Annotated in this window: 12 protein-coding genes; 4 read left to right on the plus strand and 8 right to left on the minus strand. The window is 48.1% G+C overall.

Annotated elements, in window-relative coordinates:
• The first annotated feature begins 165 nt into the window (after nucleotides 1–165).
• The gene (locus SPB21_RS25815; protein WP_499868016.1) at nucleotides 166–1,041 is read left to right on the plus strand and encodes a toll/interleukin-1 receptor domain-containing protein; all 876 of its coding nucleotides are present in this window, start codon (nucleotides 166–168) and stop codon (nucleotides 1,039–1,041) included.
• A 70-nt stretch (nucleotides 1,042–1,111) separates the two neighbouring features.
• Here SPB21_RS25815 and SPB21_RS25820 read toward each other — a convergent pair whose 3' ends face one another.
• The 3 genes from SPB21_RS25820 to SPB21_RS25830 form a co-directional block, all read right to left on the minus strand.
• A complete protein-coding gene (locus SPB21_RS25820; protein ID WP_499868017.1) occupies nucleotides 1,112–1,336 on the minus strand; it encodes an AbrB/MazE/SpoVT family DNA-binding domain-containing protein in 225 nt (74 codons plus the stop codon).
• A 79-nt stretch (nucleotides 1,337–1,415) separates the two neighbouring features.
• Nucleotides 1,416–3,032: a cation:proton antiporter gene (locus SPB21_RS25825; RefSeq protein WP_499868018.1), complete on the minus strand. Its 1,617-nt coding sequence runs from the start codon at nucleotides 3,030–3,032 to the stop codon at nucleotides 1,416–1,418.
• Between the two features lie 177 nt (nucleotides 3,033–3,209).
• Nucleotides 3,210–3,851: a TetR family transcriptional regulator gene (locus SPB21_RS25830; RefSeq protein WP_163661060.1), complete on the minus strand. Its 642-nt coding sequence runs from the start codon at nucleotides 3,849–3,851 to the stop codon at nucleotides 3,210–3,212.
• A gap of 114 nt (nucleotides 3,852–3,965) precedes the next feature.
• On the opposite strand from SPB21_RS25830, the gene SPB21_RS25835 reads away from it, so the two are divergent.
• From SPB21_RS25835 to SPB21_RS25845, 3 genes are all read left to right on the plus strand, one after another.
• Entirely contained in the window at nucleotides 3,966–5,147 is a 1,182-nt protein-coding gene (locus tag SPB21_RS25835; RefSeq protein ID WP_499868019.1) for an ABC exporter membrane fusion protein, read from the plus strand.
• A 78-nt stretch (nucleotides 5,148–5,225) separates the two neighbouring features.
• Nucleotides 5,226–6,407, plus strand: coding sequence for an ABC transporter permease DevC (gene devC / locus SPB21_RS25840; RefSeq protein WP_499868020.1), 1,182 nt, complete (start codon nucleotides 5,226–5,228; stop codon nucleotides 6,405–6,407).
• An 81-nt stretch (nucleotides 6,408–6,488) separates the two neighbouring features.
• Nucleotides 6,489–7,181, plus strand: a complete 693-nt coding sequence (locus SPB21_RS25845) for a DevA family ABC transporter ATP-binding protein (protein ID WP_499868021.1) — start codon at nucleotides 6,489–6,491, stop codon at nucleotides 7,179–7,181.
• Nucleotides 7,182–7,223: 42 nt separating this feature from the next.
• On the opposite strand, the gene SPB21_RS25850 is transcribed toward SPB21_RS25845, so the two are convergent.
• The 5 genes from SPB21_RS25850 to SPB21_RS25870 all read right to left on the minus strand — a co-directional run bounded on the left by SPB21_RS25850 (nucleotide 7,224) and on the right by SPB21_RS25870 (nucleotide 18,565).
• Nucleotides 7,224–9,662 (minus strand): acyl-CoA dehydrogenase, encoded by a 2,439-nt coding sequence (locus SPB21_RS25850; protein ID WP_499868022.1) that lies wholly within the window; start codon nucleotides 9,660–9,662, stop codon nucleotides 7,224–7,226.
• Nucleotides 9,663–9,792: 130 nt separating this feature from the next.
• Complete coding sequence (locus tag SPB21_RS25855; RefSeq protein WP_499868023.1) at nucleotides 9,793–10,974, minus strand: acetyl-CoA C-acyltransferase; 1,182 nt, start codon at nucleotides 10,972–10,974, stop codon at nucleotides 9,793–9,795.
• 129 nt (nucleotides 10,975–11,103) lie between these two features.
• Nucleotides 11,104–13,476 carry a 3-hydroxyacyl-CoA dehydrogenase/enoyl-CoA hydratase family protein gene (locus SPB21_RS25860; RefSeq protein WP_499868024.1) on the minus strand — a complete coding sequence of 791 codons (2,373 nt, stop codon included), beginning with the start codon at nucleotides 13,474–13,476 and terminating at the stop codon, nucleotides 11,104–11,106.
• 137 nt (nucleotides 13,477–13,613) lie between these two features.
• Nucleotides 13,614–15,578, minus strand: coding sequence for an AMP-dependent synthetase/ligase (locus SPB21_RS25865; protein WP_499868025.1), 1,965 nt, complete (start codon nucleotides 15,576–15,578; stop codon nucleotides 13,614–13,616).
• A gap of 548 nt (nucleotides 15,579–16,126) precedes the next feature.
• Nucleotides 16,127–18,565, minus strand: a complete 2,439-nt coding sequence (locus tag SPB21_RS25870; RefSeq protein ID WP_499868026.1) for an alpha/beta fold hydrolase — start codon at nucleotides 18,563–18,565, stop codon at nucleotides 16,127–16,129.
• Nucleotides 18,566–18,609: the final 44 nt, after the last annotated feature.

The raw sequence follows: 18,609 nt of genomic DNA on the forward strand, positions 1-18,609 counted from the left end.
AGATAAAAAACAAGGACTCTTAATATAAATTTACGCTTAAAATGTAGAGAATGGCCTGTATTAACCTGTAAATCTGACCTTTATAGATAAAAGATAAGTTTGCCAACCAATGTATCTGATTTGAATAAATCTATATAAGGGAAATATTGAAAATCACCTTTACTGGTGAGCAGTTCTCTTGAATTAGAAGGTATGGTTGATCACAAGATACGAAAACCTAATCTATTCATTAGCCATACTTCATCGGATGGTGAGTTTGCTCGTGTGCTTCAGGCTGAAATTGAGAAAGTTTTTGCTGGAGGAGTGCAGGTATTTTGTACAAGTTCTCCTGGTACGATCGGTGTCTCACAAGATTGGCTTGCTGCTGTTGAAGAGAAACTGGAAACCTGTCAAGCGGTTATCGTAATCGTCACGCCCTTATCGATTGAAAGGCCCTGGGTTTGGTTTGAAGTTGGAGCTAGCTGGCTTCGTGCACGCAGTGGTAAAGTGGCAATCTATCCACTCTGCGCCCCTGAAATTGATGCATCCCAACTTCCGTCTCCGTTAGATCGTTTGCAAGCACTCTCTATGGGTAAGGCAACTGATCTCAAATTATTGTTCGAAGGGCTAATTAAACAATTTGGATTTGGGAAAATCTCTTCGTTCCGGGCATCTAATATCAGTAAGCGGATTCCAAAGTATAAGGATGTGAAAATTAAAGAAGCAGATTTACTTGAGTATCAATTTTATGATGGTCGTTACACTGGATATTCTGACGAAGAACTTGAAGAAGTCATTGTAACTGAGCTAGTTTCCAAAGAGATACAAGATATTGTCAACTATCCAACAATACACAGAGATAGAGAATCCTCACTATACCGTGGTAAACTTATACACTTCAGGCAGCTTGACAGAAGACTCGACTTGCCGCCAGGAACAGCGAAGCGGTTGTTGAAAGATGTGGCTGCAAAATATGGTTTAGAAACTCAGCTCGAGAAAGAGCATATTATTCGATTTGAGGCAGCTGATTGGTTTCTCGATCAGTATGGAATAGAGAAATAACAACCAAGAAGGATAACATACTTAGCAATCTGAAAGGAAACTCTTTGGAGGTTACTTGGATATTATAGGCTCAGCCATCTGCTAATTCTCTCATATCATTGCAGTACTGCGATGCTCCTTGTTTATAAGCGGCCATTACCTGCTCGAATTCTGGGGTATAGTCCATCAGCTTAATACCGTCATCCATCACTACCATGGTTAGGGAATCGCCTTCTTTCGGATTAAATGTTTCCAAGATTTCTTTTGGAAACGTTGTGCTGATGGAGTTACCGACTTTTCGTAACTTAGCCTTCATAGTTTTGAGTCACTGCTCAAGTAATTACCATTGTAGTTACGTTAATATCAACCAGCTATTAGACTCTCAGTATTGAGTTTTAGATCGCTTCTACGATGATGACGGGTAGAGGACTGGTTTCTATCACTGCGCGAGAAACAGAGCCAACGAATAAGTTTTGTAGATGTCGATGACCGCGTTTACCAACAACAATTTCTGCCACGCTATGTTCTTGGGCGATTTGTAGTATTTCTGCAGGGATGGCTCCAGATGTAGTAATAAACCGATGTCGGATATCAGCTAAGTGTTGCTTGGCAAGTGTTTTTAGATGTTTGATGTTTTGAGGATTATCAACGCGTAGGACGTGTAAAACCACCACATCCCCATCACATCTTCGAGCGAGATCAGCCGTTTTTGTGAGGACTTGTGTTGCCAGGGGAGAAGTGTCAACAGCAGCAAGAATAGTAATATGGCGATTTACAGAGACTTTAGTGGGGTCCACTTCTCCTCGTTCTAGCAGCTTGGGTGCAAAGGTGGGAATAGCCCAAGCCCCTAAGGGAGCCGTCACTAAAATCGATAGAGCCGCGAGGGCAAGGATTGTTTCTCCTCCATTAACACCTTGGGCTAAGGGAATAGCCCCAATTGCTGCTTGGACTGTGGCTTTTGCGGAATTACCTGAGAGCAAAAACAGGCGTTCTTTGCGAGTCCAGTTGCTACCTAACGTGGCCAGATACCAGCCGAGAGAACGTCCTACTAATGTGCCGATAGCCAATATCAACAGCCCGGCCAGGAGAGTATCTTCTAAAACATAGAGCTGAATGCTAGCTCCTAGCAATACAAACAGAATAATCTCAGCGGCAACCCACAGACTGTTGAATCCTTCTCTTAGCCGCCTTGCCAGGGGGGTGTCGAATTCAATAAGAAAGAATCCGGTGGTCATGACGGCTAAATAGCCAGAGAAGATAGGGATATGTTCTGCAAGAACAACCAGTAGTAATGCAACGCTGGCAGCAACTAGGGCATCCTGAACGACATTCTGAGTCCAGTTTTGTTTGGCTAAAACCACGACGAGTAAACGGGCCGTGAGCCAGCCTAATATGATGCCTAAACTGACTTGCAGGATGACCTGAAGTGGCAGAAGTTGCACAGGGCTGAGGCTGAGACCACCAAACGCGATGCCTGTGGCAGTTCCTTGGGTGAGAAAGGCTAGCAGTAGGCTAAACACGAGTAACAGCAACACATCTGACAGAGCACTACCAGTCAAAATGGCGTCAGGGATACCCTTTTTGACACCCCAGCCAAGACTCTTGAGGCGCAGCATTCCTGGCACGATGACAGCTGGAGATTCTGCTCCAAGGATGCAGCCGAGCAGTAGCCCAGTGGCTAAATCAAATTGAAAGAGCCAGATAGCAGCTAGAGCGACGGTGATAGCTTCACAGGTGGCGGGTAAGAAGCCAAGTCTTAGGGCGACGGTGCCTTGCTGGGTTAGCTTTTCACGGTCTAGGCCCAGACCAGCTTTCATGAGGATCACCATGACAGCAATGGTACGGAGAGAGTCGGCTGCACCCAGCACTCCAGGGCTGAGCACGTTAGCGACTTGGGGACCGAGGATGATACCTGCGAGGACCATGCCGACCAGGGCTGGGGCTTTGAGCCGTCGGGCTATTTGTCCGGCAAAAAAGCCTGTGAGAAGGATCCAGATGATGCTTTCTAGCATTGGGTAGATGACTGGGAAATGTTGAAGATTGCTCAGGGATAACCATACCTGTTCTTGTCGGTACTGGTTGAGTGCAGGGTGGGCTAATGCTTCTTGAGGAGATGTTGACTTTGACTCCGCTCAGCCAGCTATTTCGCGGGGGATCAGTGAAGTCGAATCCCGATCACTGCGAGTTGTTTATTTCTGATAATGACCGCCGGCCATCATGAGATCAACTAAGCCATCGACCATGCGATCGCACTCTAACGGCATAATCTCTTTCCCGCCCATCATCTCCTGCACAATCAGATAGTGAACCATCGAGCCGGAAAAGACCCGAGCCGCAATCTCAGGATCTGTAAACTCTAGCTCGGGATGATTTGCCAGATAAGTCGATAGCCTTTCCAATAAAGGTTTAGTCAGCTCTCGCACAAAGGTTTGGGCTAGTTCAGGAAACTGCTCAGATTCACCAATAATCAAGCGCATCAGGGTGAGGAACGGTTGATTGCTAACCGCCTCATTGATAAATGATCGCCCCATTTTGCGCAGCATGACGTCAGGCGAGGTGGGCATTTCCGCACGTGCAGGCAAGTTTCCCATCATGTTGCTGCTTTTGTGCAGCAGCTGTTGCACTAATGCGACAAACAATCCCTCTTTATCCTGAAAATAGCTGTATAGCGTGGGTTTTGATACCCCTGCTGCCTTGGCGATACGAGCCATACTCGCTGCAGCATACCCTTGGGCCATGAACACTTCGAAAGCACCGGCCAGAATCGCTTTGGCTTTGTCAGCTTTAGGATCTGAGGATGCGTCGGATGGGGCAGGGGTAACAGGGCTCACTCAAATAACTCCGGGGGGTGGGAAACGGGATCTCATTTTACTAAATCGTTTTGATTTTTATTGACTTTACTAAACGGTTTAGTAAAATAAAAGTATAGCGAGTTGTGTAGGCTCATGAATCTCAATCTGATAAATCCCCAAAAAATAGCTGTAAGCCGTCAGTGGTGGTTGATTGTGGGTGTCGCTGTTTTAGGCGTAGTGGGCGTTACGGCTTGGCGTAGTGCTCAGGTCCCGAATCAGCGTGAAGAGCAGGTGGCTGTGCTGCCTGAAATCACATCAGTGACCGCTCTAGGTCGTTTGGAGCCAGACGGTGAAACGATTGCTCTGACGGCCCCTACTTCTGCCCAGGAGAGTCGGATTCAGGAGCTACTGGTGAAAGAGGGCGATGTTGTGGAGGCGGGGCAGGTCATTGCGATATTGGATAATCGAGATCGCATGCAAGCCGCGTTGCAAAAAGCTGAGCAACAAGTGCAAATTGCCCGCGCCCAGCTGGCCCAAGTTGAGGCGGGTGCCCAAACTGGTGAATTGCAGGCGCAAGTGGCAGAAATCGCTCGGCTTGAGGCTGACCAGGCTGGTAATATCAGTGCCCAGCGAGCGACGGTTGCTCGCCTGGATGCTGAAGTGCAACATGCTCAAATTGAGGCCCAGCGCTATGGGTCGCTATATCAGCAGGGGGCGGTCTCGGCGTCCCAGCGCGATGCTAAACAGCTGACTTACACCACAGCCCAACGCCAGCTTCAGGAAGCTCAAGCTTCTCTAGGACGAATTGAGTCAGCAGGTCAGGAGCAAATTACCCAGGCCCGTGCCACCCTCGACCGGATTGCAGAGGTGCGTCCGGTGGATGTGGATGCAGCTGAGGCGGACGTGCAATCTGCGATCGCAGGCGTGGCAGAAGCGCAAGCCAACCTTGATCAGGCTTATGTGCGCTCTCCCCGCGACGGACAAGTACTGAAAATTCATACTCGCTCTGGAGAAACCATCGGTGATGAAGGGATTGCCACCCTGGGCCATACCCAGCAAATGATGGTGGTTGCTGAGGTGTACCAGGATGATATTGCCAAGGTAAATCCTGGTCAGCGGGTGGAGATTACGACGCCTACTATTGACGATGTTCTACAGGGAACGGTTCAACGAATTGGTCTTCAGGTGGAATCGCAACAGGTGGTCAATGAAGATCCGGCGGCCAATATTGATGCCAAGGTCGTAGAGGTTCATATTCAACTCGATGACCCTGATGGTGAGACTGTTGCAACGTTAACAAATTTGCAGGTCACCGCCGCCATTCAAATTAAATAGATTTTCGTTCCCATATTCCCGTGTAGAGATATTCCATGGAACGTCTCTACACGGGGTGCTCCCACCTCTATTGGTCCCATGAACCCTCTCCAAATTATTAAATCTCTCCAAGAACGAACGCCCCTAGGGTTGTTGCAATTAAAACACGACCCAATGAGATTGCTAACTGCGATCGCCGGTATCACCTTTGCCGATGTGCTGATTTTTATGCAGTTAGGGTTTTCAGATGCGCTCTATAAAACCAACACCCAATACCCTCGGTCTCTCCAGGCAGATATTGTCCTGATTAGCACTCAGGCCAAGAATTTTGGACAATTGCGTACCATTCCTCGACGACGGTTATATCAAGCACAGGATGTACCGGGGGTTGTTTCTGCCGATGCTCTTTATGTGGGCTCTGTAGAGTGGCGTAATCCTCAAACCCGTAAGAAAACCTCCATGATGATTGTTGGGCAAAATCCCCATCGCCCTGCCTTTGATATTCCTGAGGTGAATGCCAAAATCTCGGAGACTCGAATGCCGTATCATGTTCTCTTTGATCAGGCGTCGCGGGGTGATTATCAAGCGATGATTGCCAAAGTACAAGCGGGACAATTGGCCACAACTGAGGTGGGTGTGAATACGGTAACGGTTTCAGGGTTGTTCACAGTGGGCGCATCCTTTTCTGATGATGGGGCCTTGATCACCAGCGGTCAAAACTTTTTGCGATTGTTTCCTAGGCGTGAAGCAGGCACTGTCAGTTTAGGGTTGATCAATGTCGATCCCGCCTATGACCCTGAACAAGTGAGAAAACAACTCATAGCTCGTCTGCCGGACGATGTCATAGTGTTAACCCATGATGGCTATATCGACTTTGAGTTAAATGAGATTCAGGCTAACTCTCCCATTGGGTTTGTGTTTGGTCTCGGAACGACCATGGGCTTTATTGTGGGAGTGGTGATTGTCTATCAGGTGCTTTCCACGGATGTGAATAGTCATCTGGCTGAGTACGCCACCTTTAAGGCTATGGGCTATCGCAATAGCTATCTTCTCGGTGTTGTTTTTGAAGAAGCCTTGATTCTCTCTTTTCTAGGATTTTTCCCCAGCTTAGCTATTGCCCTTGGTGCCTATAGTCTGACGGCTACAGCGACGGCGTTGCCGATTGCGATGCCTGTGAGTCGAACGTTTGTGGTGTTTTTGCTGACGCTGGTGATGTGTAATGTTTCCGGTGCGATCGCAACCCGTCGTCTCCAAGCGGCTGATCCTGCCGATATTTTCTAGCCTGGTGTTGGAGGGCTGGCACAAGGCACAGCCCCTACCCGTTAATCTCCATCTCCGTCTCTATTTCTCTTTCACAGACCTATGACGACTGCACCTGCTATTTCTGTTCACAAGTTAGACCATTATTTTGGCTCTGGGCAACTGCGCAAACAAGCCTTGTTTGACATCAATTTAGACATTGCAGCTGGAGAAATTGTGATTATGACGGGTCCCTCTGGTTCTGGAAAAACCACGCTGCTCACCCTGATTGGTGGCTTACGCTCGGCGCAATCCGGGAGCCTACAAGTCATAGGACATGAGTTATGCCAGGCCAGTGGGCAGGCTCTAGTTAAAGCGCGGCGCAATAATGGTTATATATTTCAAGCCCATAACCTGCATGGTAGCCTGACTGCACTGGAAAATGTGCAAATGGGCCTGGAAGTGCAGGGAAGAGTTACTAAACAAGCCAGGCATCATCGAGCCGCAGAGATGCTGAAGCAGGTTGGGCTAGAAGAGAGGACCGATTACTATCCTGCTGATTTATCGGGTGGACAAAAACAACGAGTTGCGATCGCGCGTGCGCTAGTCAGCCATCCTAAGATCCTGTTGGCTGATGAACCGACAGCTGCCTTAGATAAGAAATCAGGCCGAGATGTGGTAGACATTATGCACAACTTAGCTAAAGAGCAGGGCTGTACGATTTTACTAGTCACCCACGACAATCGTATTTTAGACATTGCCGACCGTATCATTTACATGGAAGATGGACGTTTGTCGACGCAAGATTCAGGATAGTAGGACCTTGTATCTGTCCTATGTTTTCTAACAGCTTTGCCCTCACAGGTCTGTTATTTCCTCTGCAATATATTCTTTGCCAATGTGCTGATACTCGGCCAAGGTAAACGCATCTACTTGAATAGCATCCAACTGTGCCTGTTCTGCAGTTGTCGCCAGGTCAGATTCTGCGCCTGTAATCAACCCAGCTCGCAGTGCCGCTTCCACACGACCCACAGGTGGTGTAATCTTCAGCTGACCATGGCGTAGTGCCGTTTTGATTTTTTTAAAGATTGGCATTGCCACAATAGAAAGCTGGTAAGCACGCTCTAGTCGACCGAGTGCCTGTTCTGCCTCAATGGGTACATACAATCCTTTAGTAAGGTGCTTGCGTCCATCAGGAGACTGCAGTAATTGAGCTACAGCATGGCCTTGGGCATCGGTAGGAATCACACCAATGGGATTTAACCGGAACCAGGGTAACGTTGTGGCTCGCATCAGACCACCCAAAACAGGAATCTTCAGATTTACCAATAGTCCTTCTAATGCTTGCTGAATCTGCCCAAGGCTATGGTGCATCGCCCAGTGAACCAGGGGTAAATCGTCTTCACGACGCCCTTCTGCCTCAAACCGTCTGAGTGTGGCTGTCGCTAAATACATCCAAGAAAGCATATCGGCAAAACGACCTGTAATTTTCTCGTGACGCTTGAGTCGACCACCGTAGGTGAGCATGGCAAGATCCGATAGAGCTGCAAATGTGGCCGAAGCCCAAGCCAACTTTTGATAATATCTCGCCGTTTCTCCTCGAACGGGAGGTTTCACCCCATGGCCATGGGTCCAACCTAAGACTTTTGCACGGGTGAGATTTCGTAAAACAAGCCCCACATGTCGCCAAAATGCATGGTCAAAGGCTGCAATGTTGTTGTCTTCTAAAGCGTCAATTTCATTGACAATATAACCATGACAACGGATCGCTCCTTGACCATAAATCATCAAACTGCGGGTGATAATATTCGCTCCTTCAACCGTAATGGGAATTGGTGTTGCCGTATAAATATTGGCCAACAGATTGCGAGGTCCGCGACAGATTCCAGCACCACCGAGAATGTCCATGCCGTCATTGATAATGTGGCGGGACAGCTCAGTAAACTGATACTTAGCAATGGCAGAGACCACGGCAGGCTGTTCGCCTTGGTCCACAGCACCGCAGGTATATAGACGCGCCGCATCCATCAAATAGGTGAGACCACCAATGCGAGCCAGGGGTTCTTCCACCCCTTCAAATTTGCCGATGGATAACCCAAACTGTTCGCGCACAACACTGTAGGCACTGGTTACCCGCGAGACCAGCTTGGCTATACCAGTGCAGGTAGCTGGGAAGCTGATACCACGACCAGCAGCAAGACTCTGCATCAGCATTGTCCAACCCTGGCCAGCGCGCTCAACACCACCAATAATCTGACTCGCAGGTAAGACTACATTACGACCAGAAATTGGAGAGTTATAGAAGGGTACACCCATGGGGTCATGACGATGGCTCAGTTGCACGCCCGGAGTATCTGCAGGAACTAGGACACAGGTAATGCCGACCTCGACTCCTTTGCCTAGGAGATTATCGGGGTCACGGAGACGAACAGCTAAGCCGATGAGGGTGGCGATCACACCCAGCGTAATGTATCGCTTCTGCCAGTTCAACCGCAAATATAGCTCACCATCTTTACCCTTGAACACCGTACCGCCAGACTGCAGACTTGCTGCATCCGAACCAGCCGTTGGTTCCGTTAGGGCAAAGCAAGGCATTTCTTCGCCCATGGCGAGTTTTGGCAAATAGCGCTGCTTTTGTTCGTTAGTCCCATAGCGCAGCAGCAGCTTGGCTGGCCCTAAAGAGTTCGTCACGCCTACCGTCGCTGTGTAGGTAAATGAGCGCGATGCTAGCTTGGTCATGATCGCACTATAGGCTGTATTCGAAAACCCCAAACCGCCATACTCTGACGGAATCATCATGCCAAAGAAGCGTTCTTTTCTTAGATAAGCCCACACATCATCGGGGAAATCTTTGCGCTGATGGATCTCCCAGTCCGTGGCCATGCGGCACACCTGTTCCACAGGGCCATCAATAAACACTTGTTCATGGGGACTCAGTGTCGGGTAAGGCTCTGCCAAAATCCGCTTAAAGTTGGGTTTACCAGAAAACAGTTCGCCATCTACCCAGACAGTACCTGCTTCGATAGCTGCGCGTTCTGTTTCTGAAATTGCTGGCAACAACTTAAAGAGTCGGATTGTTTTAGCAATGGGTGCCGTAATCACTACCTGACGGATAAATGGCACATTAAAAATAATGGCCACTAGGCCAAATAGAATCCATAGCCATAAAGGCGCATGGACGATAGCGAGTACCAATGCTGCGTAGGCAAACCAAGCCAGCATCGGCACATTAATGTAGGCCAGAACAACAAATAGTCCGAGCAATCCAACAATTAAACCAACGATCAAGAGAGTCATAGTATTTACCCCTTGTGTCACAACTGGACTAGGGCATGAAGAAGAATCTGTATTTTTGTTGAAGTCTAATTGACAACAAACGCTGCCTTGCGCTTTCCAAGCCTAGTCTCGTTTTGTCACTCTCTATGAATTAGAGCAACAAATTTTCAAACACTCCAGCGGCACCCATGCCACCCCCAACACACATGGTGACCATGCCATAACGGATGTGGCGACGTTGCATTTCATGGAGCAATGTTGCAGTAAGTTTCGCACCGCTACAGCCGAGGGGATGGCCGAGTGCGATCGCACCGCCATTCACATTGATTATGTCTTCATTTAGTCTCAACTTACGAATGACCGCCAGACTTTGGGCTGCAAACGCCTCGTTAAGTTCAATTAGGCCAATGTCATCCAGACTTAGCCCCACCTGCTTCAGCACTTTAGGCACCGCTTCCACCGGCCCAATTCCCATAATCTGCGGCGGTACACCGGCAACCGCAAAACCCAACAGTCGCGCCATCGGCGTAAGGTTCAATTCCTGTACCTGGCGAGCACTCATCAGAATCGTGGCGGCAGCCCCATCCGACATTTGGGAGGAGTTACCGGCTGTGACGCTGCCCCCACGCCGAAATACAGGTGGCAATAATGCCAAAGCCTCCAGGCTGGTATCAGATCTGTAACCTTCATCCACTTGGAATTGAGTTGTTTGGGTGTGGACATCACCATTTTGGTAGACCGTGTCAGTGACGGTCAGGGGGATGATTTCATCGGTAAAATTACCAGTCTTGATGGCTTTGATGGCGTTTTGGTGCGATCGCAGTGCAAATACATCTTGATCCGCCCGTGAAATCTCAAACTGCTTTGCCACATTCTCCGCTGTGAGCCCCATAGAGGTATATACCTGGGGTGTTTCAGCCATCATGGCTGGGTTAGGGCTCCAGCGGTCCCCACCCATGGGAATCAAGCTCATGGACTCCACGCCTCCAGCCACCATCACATCCGCCTGCCCAAAGCTAATCGCCTGGTGTGCCATAGCAATTGTCTGTAACCCTGACGAGCACAGCCGATTAACCGTCATGCCCGGTACTGATGAGGGTAGGCCAGCCCGGTGCGCCACTACCCGACCCAGGTTATAGCCCTGCTCTGCCTCGGGCATGGCACAGCCCATGATTACATCTTCGATTTGGTCTGGTTGTAAGCTGGGGAGTCTTGCGATCGCGCCGCGTACAACCGCTGCCCCCATGTCATCGGGCCGCATATGCCGTAGAGTACCGCGCGGAGCCTTACCAACGGCTGTACGTACGCTCGCAACAATGTAAGTATCTTGCATGATATTCTCCAGGTAATGAGCAACAGGCCATAGGGACAATGGACAACGTAGGTTGGGTTGATCCACAAGACTCTAAACCTTCAACACAGTGCCCAAGACGAAACCCAACCATTCCAATCATCTCGACCATCAATTCCGCAACGGCTTCTTAGTCTTCAATAAATGCATAATCCTCTCCTGGGTTTTTTTCTGTTGCAACAACGGCAAGAACAACTCCCGCTCTAACCCCAGCAAATACTCCTCAGATACTCTTGCCGGAGCCGTTAAATCACCACCAGTCAAAATGTAGGCCAGTTGACCTGCCAAGAATCGATCATAGTCACTAGCAAATCCCCCTTGTTGCATGGTGTAAGCCATATGGTCGAGTACTGCACGTCCCTGTTGTCCTAACACCCAAAAACTGTCGTGGGCCGGCGGACGATACCCTGCCCGATCAAGGCACAGCACCTCTTCTTTTGCCACATAGAGACGCTGGTCATTGTTCATAACAATGTGAGTATGGGCAGGCAAAAAGCCTAACTCCATTGCCTCATAGGCGCTGCCTGCAACAGTCGCTGTTGCCACAGTTTTAAAGGCATGATTCAAGTAGGGCTGAATGTGTTGAGCTGTACCGCTCACAGCCTGCTGTGATGCCCACTTTGCCAAACGAGTGGTACCGGTTGCCCCAGGAATGAGACCAACACTTAATTCGACAAGGCCAATATAACTCTCGGCAGCAGCGACCACATGGGGACAAGCCATTACTAACTCACAACCTCCTCCCAAGGCTCGCCCCTGCACTGCCGCCACAATCGGTTTATGGAAGTAACGAATTTGCTGTAGCAACGTCTGAAACGTCACCAACAAATCAGTAATCATTGACCAGTTGCCAGTTTGAGCTGCTGTTGCCATTTCCACAAGGTTGGCCCCACCACAGAAATGGTCGCTGTTATTCCCAATGACAAGCCCCCGGTACTGATCATCTTGAGACAACATATGCAGCACCGTCTGTAACCCATCTACAACAGACGTGCTGAGGGTGTTCCCCTTAGAACGAAACTCATAGAGCGCAACGCCGTCCTGCATGTCAAACAGGGCTGCTTCTGAGGTTTCCCAAATCTTACTGTTTGTTGTTTTAATCAAAGGCAGATGAATCTCATCTGTAGCTTGTTCTACCGTTTGTTGCCCCACAGGACCAAGTACTGAATCAGCCATCAGCAGACTGCTCGGTACGCCATGGGGACTCCGATAAAAGTGTCCTTCCCCTACAGCTGCTATTTCATTAATCCACTCAGGTACATGTAAATTTGCCGCCTGCATATCATAGAGCACTCGATGGAAACCAATGGCATCCCATAGTTCGAATGGCCCCATTTGCCAGCCAAATCCCCAGCGCATCGCTCGGTCAACGTCAGCAGGGCTATCAGCAATTTCAGGCAAACGACAGGCACTATAACTCAATAACGCTAATGTTGTTTTACGGAAGAAATCACCCGCTCTACCCAACAGGGTATAAAGCACCCTGACTCGATCGATCAGTTTAGGTAACTGTGCAACATTCTCAAGTCCTGGCAAGTTAAGGGGGCGAGGTGCTTCGTAGGCAAAGGTTTTAGGATTCACTGACAGAATATCCTGCTTTACCTTTTTATAAAACCCTTGTCCTGACTTAGCTCCTCGCGAACCAGTTTCCACCAACGTTTTTAACAAAGACGGCAGCTTAAACATCTCCCTTTGCTCATCATGGGGAATGGCTGGATAGATATTTTCAGCTACATGGAGTAAGGTATCGAGGCCAACCCAGTCTGCTGTTCTAAATGTTGCCGATTTTGGACGACCAATTAATGTGCCTGTCAGAGTATCAATCTCCTCAATGGAGTAGCCATCGTCAATTAGGGCATGAACACCGAGAAATGTGGAAAATAAGCCAATACGATTAGCGATGAAATTAGGGGTATCTTTAGCAAGAACAACACCTTTGCCTAGATAACTACGACCAAACCGTTCCATTCGCTGCATCACTGTTGGATCGGTTACATCGGTGGGGATTAGTTCCAACAGTTTTAAATAACGAGGTGGGTTAAAAAAGTGAGTCCCTAAAAATCGTTGCCGAAAGTCTAAGGAGCGTCCATCCGCAATCTGAGCAATGGGTAACCCACTGGTATTGGTAGAAATCACCGCATCAGAACGCACTACCTGTTCTAGTCGGGCCATCAGCTGTTGCTTAATATCCAGACGTTCAACTATAGCTTCAATCACCCAATCTACCTGGCTTAGACGAGCAAAATGATCATGATAGTTTCCGAGCTCAATCCGATGGGCCATATCAGGGGAAAAGAAAATTGGCGGGGAGAGTTTTCTAGCCTTATTAAATGCCCCTTCTACCACTGCATTTTTATCACCTTTCGGAGCAGGTAGATCCATCAGTAATACCTGCAATCCTGCATTTGCCAAATGAGCTGCGATCTGAGTACCCATAATGCCAGCCCCCAGCACAGCAGCCGTTTTGAAAGGAAGAAAAGTCATAATAGATCTCCTCAAAAGCAGGTCAACGGAGGGCAAATACCCTCCACTAAAAATACGAAATACGGAAGGTGGGCACCGCTCACCAAAAACAGACTGTAGGTTGGGTTGAGTCTATTGAAACCCAACAAATCCAAATATCATGAAGCAGTTTGCCGATCACGATGATATAAGGTCCCTAAACGCCTCCACCTTTGATATAAATGAGAGAATCTCCTTGGCGACACCTGGCACAAGGACTCAACCTCTTGATAAAGCACATCGATTTCCTGGGCATAAGCCTTATAGAGCTGTTGGCGACTTCCCCTAACACCCACCTTTTCAGAAATCAGCACAAACCGCTTAATGGTTGACCAACTTGGCAACCGAGCATTCATTTGGTCAATAAGCTTTTGGTAATAAGATCTCATCAGTACTAACTCATCAGCTTGACCTCCAACATTACTCAGTAATTTCTCTAATAGCAGATCCCAGTTTGACAAAATCTCCCCGCCAGCCTGAAGAGTTGTTTTGAGAATTTCATTTTCAGGGACAATCAACACTCCACAAAACTTTTGTCCAGGTCCCACTAGCAAAGCTTGTTTCACTAACGGAGACAGTCTCAACTGTGTCTCAATCGGTGCCGGAGCGATGTACTTACCAGTGGATAACTTGAAAAGATCTTTCTTGCATCCCTGGAGCGTCAATAGGCCATCTATAGAAAACTCTCCAAAGTCTCCCGTGTGGAACCACCCATGGGCGTCAATCACCGCCTCCGTTGCGTCTGGATCATCGTGATACCCCATCATGGTGTAAGGACTATGGACTAAGACCTCACCATCCGCCGCCAGCCGCATTTCCACACCGGGGATAGGTGCCCCCACAGTCCCTGAGCGCAGCCAGCGCGCGCGTGTATAGCTGAGCACAGAACTGGTCTCAGTTAAGCCATAGCCCTGCTTCACCGGGATACCAACACCATTAAAAAAGGTCATAATTTCAGGACGTAGGGCCGCTCCACCACATAGTAGATGGCGTATATTCCCGCCAAAGGCTCGACGCAAATTCTTAAACACGCCATGGCTAAGTAGCCAGCGCTGTAAACGACGCCAGCTTACACTCCCTAGCTCATCATCATGGGCCAGATGCCAGCCCCAGTTCAGCCAGTAGTGTTTTAGCCCACGGGACTGTTGTCGCAGGTTATTAATTCGCTCATAAACTTTCTCCAGCAGTCGTGGCACCGTAATAAATATGGTGGGTTTCACGGTCGCTAAATGTAGAAATACCCGTTTTGGAGATGAGAAATAAATGTGATGGCCAAAGGCAAAGTGGCCATAGAGAAACGCCCTTGCAAAAATATGGTTGAGGGGTAAAAACGATAGGGCTACTTCCGGTGTACCTGGCTTCAGTCCTGGCATGCTGCTAAACGCCGCCCAGATATTGCCAGTTAAGTTCCTGTGACTTAACATTGCGCCTTTTATATGACCACTGGCATCGGGGGTGTAGACAATGGTGGCCAAATCATCGGGATGAATCCGCTGCTTCAATGCCTGAATCGCTTCTGGGGAATGGGCATGACGACCCTGGTGACGAATGTCTTCTAATGTTTTAATTGTGCTCTTTGATAACACCCAGTCGGGGCGTGTTGCTTTTTCAACAACAATAATCAAATCAACCTGCTGTACCTGGTGGTAAAAGCGTTTTAACGTTTTCCAGGTGGACACAACTAGTGCCTTAATGTGGGCATCGGCCACTATCCAGCGAATGGCGGATAGTGGTTGCCCTTTGTCTATGGGGATAGTGACTAGATTTGCGATCGCACTGCCCATATCCACCAACGCCCAATGGATATCGCTCTCTAGTAGCAGGCCAATGCGGTGTGACTCACTGGTACCCTCGTTACCGGTCAATCCTTCGGCCTCTAAGCCTAGCGCCAACTCTTCAGCAGCAGTACGAAACTCAATATAGGAATAAGTCTCCCACCCATGGGGAGTCCACTGATGCAACGCAGCATAGTCATAGGCACACCCCATATCTAACAAATCAGGAATAGTATGATGAAGCTGTACAGAACCCTGAGTAGCTGGCGCAACATACAACGCGCAGCAAAGGGGACATTGATCAACCATCTTTTTAAGAGAGCTAAAAACCCTCTTCCTCAATACAATTGGGACGCCCGTTGCAGTGGCATAGGGCAATCACACCCAAAGACCTATAGTTCTACCCAGCAAAGAGAGGAGTGGATAAGGGTAGAGCCTATGGCTTGGTCATTAACAGTTGAATTTAGCCATGGGCAAACGACTCCGAGCCTTCATTAAGCAGACTAAACCTCACACCTAAACCCATTTCAAGCAGTATTTTCTGTACAGAAAAACGCATAAAAAAGACTCGTTACAGGAGTCATCAACGGGTTTAAAGTCGCAGCTGACTATCAGGCTAGAGCTGAGATAATCTATTCGATAACAATAAAAAACAGCCAGATAAATGGCGACTTATAGTCAAGAATCCAGCTGATTAACCAAGCAATATCGCAGTAAAGAACTTAGTCTATTTCAAGTAGCCTAGTTGGGTTAGCTGGTTTTCTAATACCACTATTATAGTGGGATCGCCCATCAGACATGAAGTTGTCTTAATAAGGTCGTAATATTTCAGAAATATTTAAACCGCCATTTGATAGCTATTTGACCACAGTCTCATCTTTTTTGATGTGACTCTCTAGCCAACTATTAATATCTTTCATAATCTCGGTTTGATTAATTTCGTTATAGAGTTCGTGATAAGCTCCGCTATAACTAATGAACGTCTTATCTTTTTGAGATAAGTCTTGAAAAAAAACTTGACTGATTCTAGGATCTGCAACTTTATCAGCAGTGCCATGCAACATCAAAATAGGTGATGTCAGATGTTCTTGATGACTCCATAGAGTCTTTGTCGTTTTTAGAAACTCTGTTGCCAGACGAGCTGTCCCCCGACGATGTCTTAGCGGATCGTGGGCATAGGCTAAAACCACCGAGCGATCGCGTGATGGCAAAATGTGATTGAGGCCAAGGGAAAGAGAAAATCGAGGCCAGCCCATGGACAATAGTTGACCAATTCTTAAACGCAGGTCAGTTTTAGCATGGATACCAAAGGGTGGCGATGCCGCTACGATGCCTGCAATGCTTGGATATAGACGTTTATTCGATTGTCTTTCCGTTAGGTGGCTGTTAAGTTCATAGTCCAATGCAACAATACTACCTAAGCTATGCCCTAATAAGAAACAAGGCACCAGTGGATGCTGTTGCTGGACTATGGCAAGCAAGTAAGCTAAATCATTTCGATAGTCTGCCCAGGTATTAATATGGCCACGCTGTCCTGGTGAACGACCGTGACCCCGTAGATCATAGCCATACAGGGCATACCCTTCAGGCAATAGAGCTTTCACAACATTTTGAAAAAGACCACTGTGTCCACCTAATCCGTGAATCAAAATCACAATTGCTTTCACGGTCGATGTTGGCAACCAGCTCTGATAGTAAAGACTTAAGCCATCTGCTGCGGTGAATAGACCCTCCTGATGTTGGACAGTAATTGTCTGCCATTGAAGCTGTTCCAGACGCTGCTGAAATTTATTGAGCACAGGTTGTAAGGCATGATCAGACTTTGCACTGATGAGGTGTAAATCATAAGGAGGCTGACTAATGGCTTGGGCATAGGACGTTAGCTGTGCCTGAGGAGTCTCCGATTGCCGCAAATAACGATCAAAAAATAGAACACTCAATCCACACAGATAGCTGTCAATAATAGGGGGGGATAAATTGAGACTGGGTAAATCATCATGGCTGGTCAGTTGCAGAGAAGATAACAATTTTCTGAGATCATGCACATGGGACTTGCCCCGAATAACGGCTAAAAATCGTTCTTGGCTGGCCAGTAGAGGAAACATTTGTAGGGGTTCCAAGGCCATGGGTGCTGTTTTATCGTTGCTGCCAGTTGCAATAACTGTAGGAATGGTGACAGACGCTAAACCCTCTGCACCAAATAGGCCATTACCAATGGGATCCACCGTAAAAATAGCGCTAATGCGAGAATCCTGAAGCGGTGTAACTTTGGGCGGTAGTGACAACGCTCGACATTGGAGCAATAGGGATACATTTAAGCTTTCAGAGATTCCCTCACAACGCTGGGCTAACGCCTCAAAATCAATGGTGGCCCCTGCTAAGGCTAAGGCTGTGTAGCCTCCAAAAGATTCGCCTAATATGCCCACATCCGTTACCTTCAGATGGCCATCATAGTCGTGCTCATTTAGACGCTCCAACTCATCTAACAGGGCACTAATATCATGGGGACGATCAAAAAAATCATGGAGTGAAAATATCTCGTCAACACGCCCCGATAGCAAGCTATGAACCTGATGGGTATCGCTGCCTGGGTGCTGGGGTACAGCCACTAGATAACCATGGGACACCAAATGTTTAGTGTAGCGAGTCATGGTCTGGGGATTAGCTGCTAAACCATGGGAAATGACCACAATGGGTACGGGATATGGAATGTCTCCCAGAGGTTCATAGAGAAAAACCTGAAATGGTTGAGATGAGCGCCGTTGTAAACGCAGCACTTTTTGACGTATTCCCCAGGGACCAGGGACCCGAGGATCAATCTCCGGCACTGTCTGTTTCGTTGCTTCTTGCAACATCAGTGTCTTGAGTAAAGCTAACAGTTTATCGGTGGTCTGCAACAGGAGATCAATTTGCTGTGCTGTTTCCAGAAGCCGATCCGTGCGAAGATTGCCGGCTATTTGATACAGCAAGCTCATGATCGATAGCTGATCGGCTTGAGTGATTTTTCGGATTAGTGCCTGACGACCAGCTACATCGTCAGGTAGTTCAATTAACTGTCCTAGCCTTACTAATAAGGATTCACCAATATCTGTGCGTAAAAATCGCTGTAAGCTCTTCGCATCGAGTCTTACTTGGGTTTGTAAAATCTCTTGGCATTGAGTTTGGGCCTGAGGGTTTTGGCTGTCAAGATATATCTCACAAGTACGCTTAGCTAGCTGTGGTAGCCGTCTCTGTTGCCATATCAGAGACACTCGTCGCTGTAGCACTTGTTGAACTGAAGAGGGAAAAAAGGCCATCACAAACCTCGCAGACAAGAATACTTGTCCACTCCCCTCCTAGT

Source organism: Leptothoe sp. ISB3NOV94-8A (genome assembly GCF_043421595.1).
GTDB classification, from domain to species: Bacteria; Cyanobacteriota; Cyanobacteriia; order Phormidesmidales; family Phormidesmidaceae; genus Leptothoe; species Leptothoe turfae.